At 57.7% G+C, this 12,107-nt stretch carries 11 protein-coding genes and 2 tRNA genes; 8 read left to right on the top strand and 5 right to left on the bottom strand.

Annotated elements, in window-relative coordinates; genetic code table 11:
• Positions 1-40 precede the first annotated feature (40 nt).
• Positions 41-259, top strand: coding sequence for an RND transporter (locus ACQY5R_RS13385; protein WP_428609334.1), 219 nt, complete (start codon positions 41-43; stop codon positions 257-259).
• Positions 260-335: 76 nt separating this feature from the next.
• On the opposite strand, the gene ACQY5R_RS13380 is transcribed toward ACQY5R_RS13385, so the two are convergent.
• From ACQY5R_RS13380 to trmB, 3 genes are read right to left on the bottom strand one after another with little or no spacing between them, the layout of a single operon-like run.
• On the bottom strand, positions 336-1,139 hold the full coding sequence (locus tag ACQY5R_RS13380) for an ABC transporter permease (RefSeq protein WP_428609333.1): 804 nt from the start codon (positions 1,137-1,139) through the stop codon (positions 336-338).
• Entirely contained in the window at positions 1,139-1,738 is a 600-nt protein-coding gene (locus tag ACQY5R_RS13375) for an ABC transporter ATP-binding protein (protein WP_428609332.1), read from the bottom strand. The genes ACQY5R_RS13380 and ACQY5R_RS13375 overlap by 1 nt, the downstream gene beginning before the upstream one ends.
• A gap of 5 nt (positions 1,739-1,743) precedes the next feature.
• Positions 1,744-2,442 (bottom strand): tRNA (guanosine(46)-N7)-methyltransferase TrmB, encoded by a 699-nt coding sequence (gene trmB, locus ACQY5R_RS13370; protein ID WP_428609330.1) that lies wholly within the window; start codon positions 2,440-2,442, stop codon positions 1,744-1,746.
• 157 nt (positions 2,443-2,599) lie between these two features.
• On the opposite strand from trmB, the gene ACQY5R_RS13365 reads away from it, so the two are divergent.
• The 5 genes from ACQY5R_RS13365 to ACQY5R_RS13345 all read left to right on the top strand — a co-directional run bounded on the left by ACQY5R_RS13365 (position 2,600) and on the right by ACQY5R_RS13345 (position 7,638).
• Positions 2,600-4,435, top strand: a complete 1,836-nt coding sequence (locus ACQY5R_RS13365) for an AMP-dependent synthetase/ligase (protein ID WP_428609328.1) — start codon at positions 2,600-2,602, stop codon at positions 4,433-4,435.
• A gap of 69 nt (positions 4,436-4,504) precedes the next feature.
• Positions 4,505-4,578, top strand: a tRNA-Gly gene (locus ACQY5R_RS13360).
• A 34-nt stretch (positions 4,579-4,612) separates the two neighbouring features.
• A complete protein-coding gene (locus ACQY5R_RS13355; RefSeq protein ID WP_428609327.1) occupies positions 4,613-4,927 on the top strand; it encodes a DUF2007 domain-containing protein in 315 nt (104 codons plus the stop codon).
• Positions 4,928-5,077: 150 nt separating this feature from the next.
• Positions 5,078-7,207 carry an AsmA family protein gene (locus tag ACQY5R_RS13350; RefSeq protein WP_428609326.1) on the top strand — a complete coding sequence of 710 codons (2,130 nt, stop codon included), beginning with the start codon at positions 5,078-5,080 and terminating at the stop codon, positions 7,205-7,207.
• Between the two features lie 146 nt (positions 7,208-7,353).
• Positions 7,354-7,638 (top strand): Lpp/OprI family alanine-zipper lipoprotein, encoded by a 285-nt coding sequence (locus ACQY5R_RS13345; protein ID WP_428609324.1) that lies wholly within the window; start codon positions 7,354-7,356, stop codon positions 7,636-7,638.
• 150 nt (positions 7,639-7,788) lie between these two features.
• Here the strand turns inward: ACQY5R_RS13345 and ACQY5R_RS13340 are convergent, their stop codons facing one another.
• Positions 7,789-8,766 carry a L,D-transpeptidase family protein gene (locus ACQY5R_RS13340; protein ID WP_428609323.1) on the bottom strand — a complete coding sequence of 326 codons (978 nt, stop codon included), beginning with the start codon at positions 8,764-8,766 and terminating at the stop codon, positions 7,789-7,791.
• A gap of 102 nt (positions 8,767-8,868) precedes the next feature.
• Here ACQY5R_RS13340 and mutY point away from each other — a divergent pair, with 102 nt between their 5' ends.
• Together mutY and ACQY5R_RS13330 are read left to right on the top strand one after the other, a co-directional pair.
• Complete coding sequence (gene mutY / locus ACQY5R_RS13335; protein WP_428609322.1) at positions 8,869-10,200, top strand: A/G-specific adenine glycosylase; 1,332 nt, start codon at positions 8,869-8,871, stop codon at positions 10,198-10,200.
• 143 nt (positions 10,201-10,343) lie between these two features.
• Positions 10,344-10,419 (top strand) — tRNA-Phe (locus ACQY5R_RS13330).
• 94 nt (positions 10,420-10,513) lie between these two features.
• Here the strand turns inward: ACQY5R_RS13330 and ACQY5R_RS13325 are convergent.
• Positions 10,514-11,905 carry an integron integrase gene (locus ACQY5R_RS13325; protein ID WP_428609321.1) on the bottom strand — a complete coding sequence of 464 codons (1,392 nt, stop codon included), beginning with the start codon at positions 11,903-11,905 and terminating at the stop codon, positions 10,514-10,516.
• Positions 11,906-12,107: the final 202 nt, after the last annotated feature.

Raw genomic sequence — 12,107 nt, 5'->3', positions numbered from 1 at the left:
GCTCTCCCATCATCAATCTGATCATAGGTAGTGATTGAACATGACTTGGTTGGACGAATTCTCCCTGCCCCTGATACTGCTCGCCTGTCTGTTGCTCGGGCTGGCTCCCTTCACGCCGGAACCCCACGTCTGGCAGAAACTGAAGATGTTGGTTGACGGTACGCTGGTACGCCCGCTGGATATATTCGATCTGCTGTTGCACGGGGCACCCTTCGTGGTGCTGCTGTTGAAGCTGCGGCGCATGCGCGACATTGGCTAGTCCTAGTATTGACCGAAAATTCCAGTCGTACCCCGTCTGGAGGAGCTGCTCTATGTTGACGGGTAATGGATCATGGCTAATCAGAGGGGGAGGACAATCGTTCCAGGCGAAGTCGCTGACGCGGGTCAAACAGACGGCGGGAACCGATCCATACCGCCACGATGGCGCCGAGTCCGGTGCCCACGGCAATCAGCAGCAGGATCATGATCTGATATTTGGCGGCCTCCAAAGGCGCGCTGCCGGAGAGGATCTGACCGGTCATCATGCCCGGCAGGCTGACCACGCCGGCCGCCGCCATCGCATTGATGATCGGAATCAGGCCTGAGCGCAAGGCGTTGCGTCGGATCTCCCCAATGGCTTGGTCCCAGCGCTCGCCGAGCATCAGCCTGGCCTCGATGACGCCGCGCTGTTGCCACGCCTCACGGGTCAGGTTGTCCAGCGCAATCGCCATGCCGGACATGGTGTTGCCCAACAGCATACCCAGTAACGGAATCAGGTACTGCGGGGTGTACCAGGGATCGACCCGGACCACCCAATGCAGCGCCAGCAGGGTGATGCTGAAGGATGAGACAAACATCGAGAGGGTGCCGATGCCGATACCCCAGAGGCCGCGAAAGCGGCGTTGCTGCCGGGCCATTACTTCATATCCGGCCACCGTCAACATAAACAGGGCCAGAAGCAGAATGGGCAGGGGGGCGCTCTGGCCGAACAGCGTTTTCAGTACCAGGCCGAGCAGCAGCAGTTGCAAAATACTGCGCAGGGCGGCGATCAGCAGTTGCCGTTCAACTCCCAGTCGCAAGCGCCAGGACAGCACCGCTAGCAGTACCACCAGCAGAGCCGGGATCGCGAGGTCGAGGGCGCTGAGGTGGATCAGTTCCATTAAACGGACTCCGCCTCGATACGCTGTCCGCGAATCGTCAGGTGGCGGGTGCCGACCCGATGGCGCTGCTGCGGATCGTGGCTGACCCAGAGCACGGCGGCTCCTTGTTGGGTGGCATAGTGCGCCACCACCTGCTCTACCCGGGCACTGTTTTCCGGATCCAGATTGGCGGTGGGCTCATCGAGCAGCAGTACCGCCGGTTGCCGGTCCAGCAGGCGGGCCAGGGCCAGACGTTGGCGTTCACCGCTGGAGAGGCGGCTGGGCGACCACTGCAGGCAATCAGCAGACAGCCCCAGTTGTTCCAGCAGCGAGGATGTCGGTGCAGTGAAATGCGCCGCCACCCGGTCATACCACCAGTGACTCTCTGCCGGCAGCAGTCCCACCTGGCGACGCCAGTCGGGTGGCGGGGTGGCGTCGATCGGTTGGTGATCGAGCAGGATATCCCCCGTGTGGGGATCCAGGTCGGCGATGGCGCGCAGCAACCGGGTTTTGCCACTGCCGGAACTACCGGTCAGGGTGATGCACTCGCCGGCGTCAATCGTCAGGTCGATAGGCTCCAGACCGGCCCCCTGAAACTGTTTCAGCATCAGGCGCGCCATTCGGTTCAGTCCTGGCGCCGGATAAAGATCAGATCCCACACCCCATGTCCCAGCCGGTGACCGCGCTGCTCGAATTTGGTCAAGGGGCGGTAGTCGGGTCGGGGCGTGTAGCAGCCTTTACCGGCGCTGTTTTCAAACGCCGCTTCGGCGGCGGAAAGGATCTCCATCATCTGCAAGGCGTAATCCTCCCAGTCGGTGGCAGCATGAAAAAAGCCGCCCGGGCGGATCACCCGTCCAAGCTCATTGACGAAAGCCGGATTGAGGATACGCCGCTTGTGGTGCCGCTTTTTGTGCCAGGGATCGGGGAAGAACAGGAATAACCCCTGCAGAGAGCCCGACGGAATCGCGTTTTTCAGCACCTCAATCGCGTCATGGCGCAGGATGCGCACATTGCGTAGTGACTGCTTTTCGATCTCAAGCAGCAGGTGGCCCACCCCCGGGCCGTGGACTTCAATGCCGAGATAGTTATGCTCGGGATTGGCCTCGGCCATACTGGCGAGCGAGGCCCCGTTGCCAAAACCAATCTCCAGAAACACGGGGTTATCGTTACCGAACAACGTCGGGAAATCGATAGGCTGGCCGTCGTATTCCAACCCAAAGTGTGGCCAAAGGGTATCGAATGCCCGCTGCTGGCCAACAGTGAGACGTCCCTGGCGCAGCACAAAACTACGGATCGGGCGATGCGGTTTTTCCTGTTCTGACATAATGCTTGGGTTATTTGTTAAAGAGTCGCGATGGTTGGGGCTTGGTTGACCAGCGCCATAACGGTATAAAGATAATTTCCGCGGGATTCTACACGAAACCGAATCGTCTCGTGATTTGATTCAATGTGAAGAATAATAACAGCATTTAGGGGGTACTTTGCATCAGTGGACTGAGGATCTGATATCGGTTGATCTGGCCGGGACCCTGGATGGCCTGTTTTTGCAGCGGATGAAACGGACCCCGGAGCGGACGGCTTATCGCAGCTATGAGCGCAAAACCGGTCAGTGGTGCGACTACAGTTGGCGCGAGATGGGGGAGCGGATAGCCGGCTGGCGGGCCATCCTCGCCGAGACGGGGTTGCGTCCCGGCGATCGGGTGGCGCTATCCCTGCGCAATTCGCCGGAATGGGTGGCCTTCGATCAAGCCAGTCTGGGTATGGGGCTGGTGGTGGTGCCGCTCTATACCGATGACCGGCCGGATAACATTGCCTACATCTTGCAGGATGCGGCGATCAAGCTGTTGCTGGTGCAGGATGGCAATCGCTGGCGCCGCCTGGCGCCGGCGATCCCGGTAGAGAGCCCCCTGCAACACGTCCTGATCCAGGATGCCTCCGATGAGGATCACGCCCTGATGGCGGCTGATGGACGGCTTCGGCGCGTGGAGGATCTGCTGCCGACCCACGTGGAGCTACCGAAACCCCGTCAGGGTGATCCCCACGCGCTGGCTTCCATCGTCTATACCTCGGGTACCACAGGGCGTCCCAAAGGGGTGATGCTAAGCCATCACAACATGCTCTCTATCGCCCATGCCTCGATTACCGTTATCGATTGTTATCAGGAGGATCAATTCCTCTCCTTTCTGCCGCTCTCCCATACCTTGGAGCGGACTGCCGGTTACTACCTGCCGATCATGACCGGCTCGACCGTCGCCTATTCCCGTTCAATCGGTCAGTTGGCCGAGGATCTGACGCGGGTTCAGCCGACCATCCTGATTGCGGTACCGCGTATATTTGAACGGGTGTATGGGCGTATCACCGATCAGATGCGTCGCCAAGCGTTCTTGTCCCGGTGGCTGTTTCGTTCGGCGGTGCGGATCGGTTGGCGCCGTTTTGAACGTACCCAGCGCCGCAGTGGCTGGCATCCGTCGTTACTGTTCTGGCCCTTGCTGGATCGATTGGTTGCGACGAAGGTCACGGGGCGGCTGGGTGGACGACTGCGCATTGCCGTCAGTGGCGGTGCGCCGCTATCGCCGGAGATTGCCCAGCTGTTTATCGGACTGGGGATTCCCCTGTTGCAGGGTTATGGTTTGACCGAGACCAGCCCGGTCGTCAGCGTTAACCCGGTGGAAGATAATGACCCGGCCAGCGTCGGCGTACCGCTACGCGGTGTTGAGGTCCGTACCGGTGAGGATGATGAACTGCTGGTTCGCGGGCCAGGTGTTATGCTCGGCTACTGGAATAACCATGCCGCTACGGCCAAGATGATCGATGCGGACGGGTGGTTGCATACCGGCGATCAAGCCCGGATCGAAAACCGCCACATCTACATCACCGGGCGTATCAAGGATATTCTGGTTCTCTCCAATGGGGAGAAGGTTCCCCCGGGGGATATGGAACTGGCGATTGCCCTCGATCCGTTGATCTCCCAGGTGTTGGTGTTGGGGGAAGGTCAGCCTTACCTCACCGCATTGGTGGTGCTGGAGGCGGAGCATTGGCCGGCGTTGGCGCAGGATTGCGGTCTTGATCCGATGGCACGGGAGGGCCTGCAGCATCCCCGGGTGGTTGCTGCGGTAACGCAGCGTATCAAGGCTTCACTAAATCAGTTTCCCGGTTATGCCAAGGTGCGGCGGGTGATGCTGCAACTGGAGCCGTGGACCGTGGATAATGGGTTGCTCACGCCCACGCTTAAAGTGAAACGTGCCCAGGTGCTGACACGTTTCCGCAAGGAGATAGAAGCTATGTACCGGGATGGCCCGGCCCCGGGTAAGCGGTGAGTATAGCGAAGGATGCGCGACAGGTGCTTGCACCCGACCCCTGGCAGCGCATAGAATCTGCTGCGCGTAGCGGGTGTAGTTCAATGGTAGAACGGCAGCTTCCCAAGCTGCATACGAGGGTTCGATTCCCTTCACCCGCTCCAACTTCCTTCCCCGTTTCTCGATTGTAATCCCGCTATGAAGCGACTCTACGAGTGCCAGGACCGACTGCAGGCTCAAATGCTGCGCGATGCGCTCGCCTCGCATCACATCCATACCGTCATTCTTGGTGATTACCTGAGTGGTGCCGCCGGTGAATTGTCGGCCATTCAGTTTCCGACGCTCTGGGTGGTTGAGGATGACGATTTTACACTCGCCCGCCAACTGGTCGCGCGCTATCTGACAGAACTCGAGGTGGAGCGCGCCGATTGGCGCTGCCCCCATTGTGGTGAGCAGATCGATGCACCGTTCGATATCTGCTGGAATTGCTCGACGCCCCGTCCTGAAGGTTAAAAACTGTTTCAGTTGGCACTTTTTGCCCGGCTGTGCGGTGGCACTGGGGTGGATTATGGTTCATGCTTAGTAGGACTTTGAGCCCTGCGATCGATCACGGGTCGGGACTCGGTCGGAGATAAGAACTCGACGTATAACACGGAGCTTGTGATGGGTAAGTTATTTAAGATACTGGGCGGTCTGGTATTGGTGGTTCTGCTGCTGGTCGTGGCAGCGGTCATCATCCTGCCGATGGTGGTTGATCCGAATGATTACAAAGATGAGATTGTCAGCCAAGTCAAAGCGCAGACGGGACGGGATCTGAAAATAGCGGGTGACCTCAAGCTCTCGGTCTTTCCGTGGCTGGGAGTTGAGATCGGCGGTCTCGAGCTGAGCAACGCCAAGGGTTTTGGGGACAAGCCGTTTGCCGTGGTCAAGAGTGCGGCGGTCCGGGTCAAGCTGATGCCGCTGCTGAGCCGTCAGTTGGAAGTGGATACGGTGGGTCTGGACGGGCTGGCGCTGAACCTGGCCAAAGCAAAAAGCGGCGCCACCAACTGGGATGACTTGGTCAAGGGAGGCGCTCCGGATGAAGGTGATCAACCACAGGCGGGCGAAGGTGAAGGGCTGAAAGGTTTTGTGATCGGTGGCGTGGATATCAGCGATGCCCGGATCAGCTGGGACGATCAACAGGCCGGTCAGCAGTTTAAGGTGGAGCAGTTCTTCCTCAAAAGCGGCGCCATTCGTCCGGGCAGCCCGGTTGCTTTGGAGCTGGGTGCGCAACTGCAAAGTAAAGAGCCGGAACTGAGCGCGCAAGTCAAACTGGATGCCAGCGTTGCACTCGATCAATCCGCCGGGATGCTCAATATTACGGGATTGAATCTACAACTGGACGCCACCAGTCCATTACTGAAAAAAGGGACCGCCAGCGCCAGTTTGGCAGCCGACGTCGTGCTGGCTCTGGATGGGCAGTCACTCTCGGTGAATAACTTAAAATTGAACGCCGATGCCCTACAACTGAGCGGAAACCTTAAGGGGAGCAACCTGGCCGCCAAGCCGGCATTCAGCGGCAAGCTGACGCTAGCCGAACTGAACCTGCGCGAATGGCTGGTCGGACAGGGCATTGCCTTGCCGGAGATGGCTGATCCACAGGTGCTGACCCGGTTCTCCGCCGATATGCAGTTGGCGGCTCAGGATAATGCCACACAGATAAAGCCGCTGGCCATCCTGCTGGACGATACCCGGATTAACGGCGGCGCCAGCCTCAAGGGGAGCGCTATCGGCTTTGATCTGGACGTGGACAGTATCAATCTGGACCGCTACCTGCCGCCGGTGAAAGAGGAGGCCGAGGCGCCGGCCAAGGAGAACGGCGGCGCTACTTCCCAGGCAAGTGGAAGTGGTGATGAACCCCTGCTGCCGATAGAGCAACTGCGGTCGCTCAATCTCAACGGTACGTTGAAGATTGGTCAAATGATCATCAAGAAACTGACCGCCAAACAGATTGTGGTCACGGTCAAGGCGCGTCAGGGAAAGATCAATCTGGAGCAGAAAATAGGAGCTTTCTACCAGGGCAGTCTGAATGGTCTGGTCAACTTGAATGTGGCCGGTAAGACACCGCTGCTACGGATAGAGAAGCAAGCCAAGGATATTCAGGCCGGCCCGATGCTGAAAGATTTGATCGCCAAGGACAAGTTTGATGGCAAAGGTAATTTTCAGGCGAAACTCCAAACCAGCGGCAATAGCATTAACGCCTTCAAACGCGGACTGAATGGCGATCTCAATTTCCGATTTGAGAATGGCTCGGTAAAGGGGGTCAATCTGGCGCAGATGCTGCGTGAGGGGAAGGCCAAGCTGAAAGGTGAAACGGTGCCGGAGAGCAGTGCCCCAGCCCAGACGGATTTTTCTGAGCTGAGTGGCAGCGCGGTGATTAAACAAGGCGTGCTGAATAACCAGGACTTGCTGGCTAAATCCCCTTTTCTTCGTGTCACCGGTGCCGGTACGGTCAATTTGGTGAATGAGACGCTGGACTATTTGGTCAAACCGGTGATCGTCAGCACCGCCGCCGGGCAGGGCGGCGAGGGGCTGGATGAGCTGAAAGGCATACCGGTGCCGGTGAAGTTGACCGGTCCCTATGCCTCGCCAAAGTACGCCATCGATTGGGCGCAAGTGGTGACCGGCACGCAAAAGGCCAAGCTCGAAGAGAAGAAGGCCGAGGTTAAGCAGCAGCTTGATGAAAAGAAGGAAGAGGCCAAGCAAAAGTTGGAAAACAAGCTGAAAGATAAGCTAAAAGGGTTTTTTAACTGATTTTTAATGCAGATGTGTGACGTTTAACGCTGAATTCATTTGAGAACAGGGCAACGATCCCATATTATGTCGCGAGGGATACTGCTGGGTCAGCGCCTGGCGGGAACTGCGTGGTAAAAAACAAGACAATACTTTAGGAGATGACGATGACCAAGAGCACCCTTACGAAGCTAGCCGCCATGGCGCTTACTCTGGGTTTGGTGACGGGCTGTGCCAGCACCGATCAAATAAAACAAATGCAGGCCGATATTGCTAATCTGAAAGACAGCACCAGTGCTGCCATGTCAGCTGCCAAAGACGCTAAGCTGACCGCGGATACCGCAGACCGCAAGGCATCTGCTGCAATGAATGCGGCGAATGCCGCACAAGCTGCTGCTGATGAGTGTGCAGAGAAGTGTGACCGCGTTGCACAGAAAGCGATGATGAAATAATCCAGCGGCTTGTTGGAATAAAAAAAGGCCCGGTGTCTTAAAGACTACCGGGCTTTTTTTGTCCAGGGATGTGCGGGATTGGCTTTGGAAGGGGATGGATTTATGCCGCAGAAGCGGCGTTGGGTTCACCGAGTGGATGCCGGACGATTTTCAGCGTTTCTCGGAATCGGAAAGCACCAGTCCTGAAGCGGGTGTCGTTGTGGCGGGTTGCCGCAATAACGGTGCGGTCGTTACCGGTACCGGTATGCCTCGTTGGCCCATGGCCGCCTGCTTCATGGCGTCCCAGTCCGGCTTTTGATCGCTCTCACCCAGTGCCTGGATGATCGCCCGGACCATGGGAGTAAAATTGATCCCCTTCTCGGCACGTTGCTCACTCAACGGTGGGTGGGCTTCCACATAGAGCCTTCCATCTTGCCAGCCGGCTTTGTAGGGTTCGTTGATGATCCGCACCGGCGTATGGGTCGAGACCTGATCAAACAGGGTGGCGATATCCTCGGGATAGAGCCGAATGCAGCCGTGACTGACCCGCATGCCAACCCCGTAGGGTTTATTGGTCCCATGTATCAGGTAGCCTTGCAGACTCAGGTAGATGGCGTGGTTGCCGAGCGGGTTGTCCGGCCCCGCTTTGATTACCTTCGGTAGCGGCTCCCCCTTGGCCGCATACTCCTGGCGAATCGATTCCGGGGGATACCAAGAGGGTTGGGTCCTTTTGCCGGTGATGCGGGCGATCCCTGTCGGGGTACTCCAGCCCTCGCGGCCGATGCCCAAGGGGTAGGTCACCACCCGGTTTTCTCCCGGCGGATAGTAATAGAGGCGCAATTCGGCCAGATTGATCACGATACCTTCGCGCGGTCCCGGCGGCAGGATAAAGCGCGTCGGCAGGGTAATGGATGTCCCTTCGCCGGGCAACCAGGGGTCTACCTGAGGATTGCTTTCGGACATTTCCGTATAGCCAAGCCCATTCGCCCGGGCAATATCGGAAAAGGTATCTTCATAGCGGGTCTGCATCTGGCGGAGTTCGCCGACGATATCGTTCCCTGCCTTTGGCAGCGGAAAACTGAGTGCATGGCCCTGACTGGGCAGCGCAACAATCAGGGCACAGACAAATCCGTATAGAATGGATTTCACGGTCGTTTATCGGGTTGTTAACAGTGCGCGTATTGTGACATAAAGCGTCACGGCCGTCTGCGAAGCCGTAGACAGGTACCGGCCGATCGTCAAGGGGAGATCATGCAGCGGGACCCAAAATCGTTTTCAAAACAGGTGGTGACCTGGTACCAACGCCATGGCCGCAAAGATTTGCCGTGGCAGCAAGCCCCCACTCCCTACCGGGTCTGGGTCTCAGAAATCATGTTGCAGCAGACTCAGGTCTCCACGGTTATTCCCTATTACGAACGTTTTATGCAGCGTTTCCCCGCGTTGAGCCGGCTGGCCGAGGCACCGCTGGATGAGGTGCTGCACCACTGGTCCGGATTGGGTTATTACGCGCGGGCGCGCAACCTGCACCGTGCGGCCCAGGTAATTCAATTTGAGCAAGGGGGCCGTTTTCCCAGTACATTGGAATCACTCATGCTTCTTCCGGGGGTTGGCCGCTCAACAGCCGGTGCCATTTTGTCCTTGGCGTTGGAGCAACCATTCCCGATTCTGGACGGCAACGTAAAGCGGGTCCTGGCGCGCTGTTTTGCCGTGTCCGGCTGGCCCGGCAAGCGCGAGGTGCAGAACCAACTCTGGGCGTTGTCCGAGCGGCTTACCCCTGTTCAACAAACACGTGACTATAACCAGGCCATGATGGATCTGGGGGCAACGGTCTGCCGACGATCAAAGCCGCTGTGCGACGGCTGCCCGCTGATCAAGCAGTGTCGTGCTCGGGCTGAGGAGGCGGTTGCCGATTACCCCGCATCCAAACCACGCGCTAAATTACCCAGCCGGAAAGTGGTGATGCTGTTGGTCCATGACGGCCAGAAGCGGGTATTGCTGGAAAATCGGCCGCAAGAGGGGCTGTGGGGTGGTCTCTGGGGGTTGCCGGAATATGAAGATCGGCAGGCGGCCGAGGCAGGCTTATCCGGTTGGTTTGGCGATGCGTATCAGACAATGGAGTGGTGGCCGGAGCGACGCCATAGCTTCAGTCACTTTCACCTGCTGATTACCCCACTGGCGGTCAAAATAGCGTCGCCGCAAGAATGGGTCATGGATGGGAGCAGTAGAGTTTGGTATAACACTGATACACCAGATCGACTGGGCTTGGCTGCACCGGTATCGCGTCTGATTAAAGAACTAAAACAGCGTTTAGAGGAGAGGGCGATGAGCCGTATGGTGGACTGCGTAAAATTGCAAAAGATGGCTGAAGGCTTGGATCGGCCACCCTACCCGGGAGAACTGGGTCAGCGGGTGTTTGATCATATCTCCAAAGAGGCGTGGCAGTTGTGGCTTCAGCAGCAGACCATCCTGATCAACGAGAACCGCCTCTCTTTGGCTGACCCCAAGTCGCGCGTGTTCCTGGAAGAGCAGATGGAGAAGTTCCTGTTCGAAGGCGGCGGCACCCAGGTCAATTTTACCCCCTGACCTTACCGACCCATGCGGGAGCGCTCTGGCGGACCCGCACGGCAACAGATGGGTTTACCGGCGAATGCGCCCGCAGTGAGCGGTCCAGCCACAATTCCCACTTGACTCGGACGGCGTGTATCGGTTTAATACGCCCTCGCCAAGGCTAGGTAGCTCAGTTGGTAGAGCAGCGGATTGAAAATCCGCGTGTCGGCAGTTCGATTCTGTCCCTGGCCACCAACCATAAAATGTCGTTCTCAGCCATCCATGGCCCTCACGGCATAAGTCCTTCCACGGACAAAAACGGCCCGCATTTTTGCGGGCCGTTTTGTTTTTAAGTGTCCAGTCGATCCAGTGGGCTGCTAACCCCGTGACCGCCCTTGCCGAGAACATGCGTATAAATCATCGTTGTCGTTACATCGGAATGGCCGAGCAATTCCTGAACGGTTCGGATGTCAGAACCAGACTCCAGCAGATGGGTGGCGAACGAGTGGCGCAGGGTATGGCTGGTTACGCGCTTGGTTATGCCCGATTTACGGGCGCTGTCACGCACGGCGCGTTGTATCACACTAGGATGGATATGGTGCCTGCGCCGGGTGCCGGAGCGCGGGTCCTTGCCGATACGGCTGGCCGGGAACAGGTACTGCCAGCGCAACTCCCTGGCAGCGTTTGGGTACTTGCGGGCCAATGCGTCCGGCATGAACACGCCGCCAAAGCCGGCTTGCAGGTCACCTTCATGCTTCAGGCCGACCCAGGCGATCTGTTTTTTCAGTGGCTCGATCAGGGAGGTGGGCATGGGGACCACGCGGTCCTTTTTCCCCTTGGCTTCGTGAACGGTGATTTTCCTGTAATCAAAATCCAGGTCGAGCACCCGCAAGCGTGCGCACTCCATTACCCGCATTCCGGTACCGTACATCAGTCGGGTCATCAATCCGGTCTGTCCCTGCAAGGGCTGCAAAATCCCCGCAACTTCTGTTCTGCTCAGGACGGTGGGAACCCGTTGATGCGGCTTTGGTCGCTTGAAGTGGCCAATATCACCCAGCGGTCGTTCCAGCGTGCGTGCAAAGAAGAACACCAGCGCATTGAGGGCCTGGGCCTGGGTGGCGCCGGTAACCTTGCGCTTCACCGCCAAATGTTCTAAAAAGGAAGCCACTTCAGGTTCTGCGCAAGCGGATGGACCCCGGTCATTATGAAATCGAAGGAAGCGATTGATCCACCCAAGGTAGCTCTTCTCCGTGTTGATCGAGAGGTCGGCAATCCGGACCGCGGCGACAAAACGGGTGTAATCGGCCGGAAACCGCTGGCCAAGAAGATTGCCGGGCCGCTCTGCCCCCGCGGATTTCGATTCATAGGCGCGGGCCACGGTGGGATGCGTGTTGTCCAGCGGTTGGCACGCATCCGACCAGTAGGTCCAGTCAAATTCAGCCGCCCAATCCGCTCCAAGCATGTGGCGAAAGAGCAGACGCAGCGCATCCACCTTTTGCCGATATTGCCAAAGCGGAAGCGTGGCGTTATTGCTCAGCCGCGTCAGCCAGAGCGTTACGGATTCAGGTCGATGCTCTCGCAACTTGATATGCGGGTGATCGTCAATAAACCGCTGAACGTGCTTTCGGTACCAGGGCTGGCTGCGGTCCGGTATGCCGAAGCGTTTAAGTACAGAAACGTAATTGTGCCAAAACTTTCCAACGAGGGCGTTATTGGTGCCATCCTCACTAAAATCAGACATTGCGACTCCTTGCTCTATGTCCGTCGAATAGAGAACATATATAGAACATTATCTCGCAATATTCAACTAACCGAGCGTGCCTGCTGCAATACTCACTTATGTCAGCAAGGAAGACGCATAATCAGCTTACATGGACCCACCTCTGTATTGTAAAGGACTTTTTATGACGGAAAACAGGTCACGACTGCACACTTACATACGG

This window comes from Sedimenticola sp., from assembly GCF_050289425.1.
GTDB lineage: Bacteria > Pseudomonadota > Gammaproteobacteria > Chromatiales > Chromatiaceae > Sedimenticola.
The sequence above is the reverse complement of the archived record's forward strand: the minus strand, read 5'-3'. Positions and strand labels throughout refer to the sequence as shown.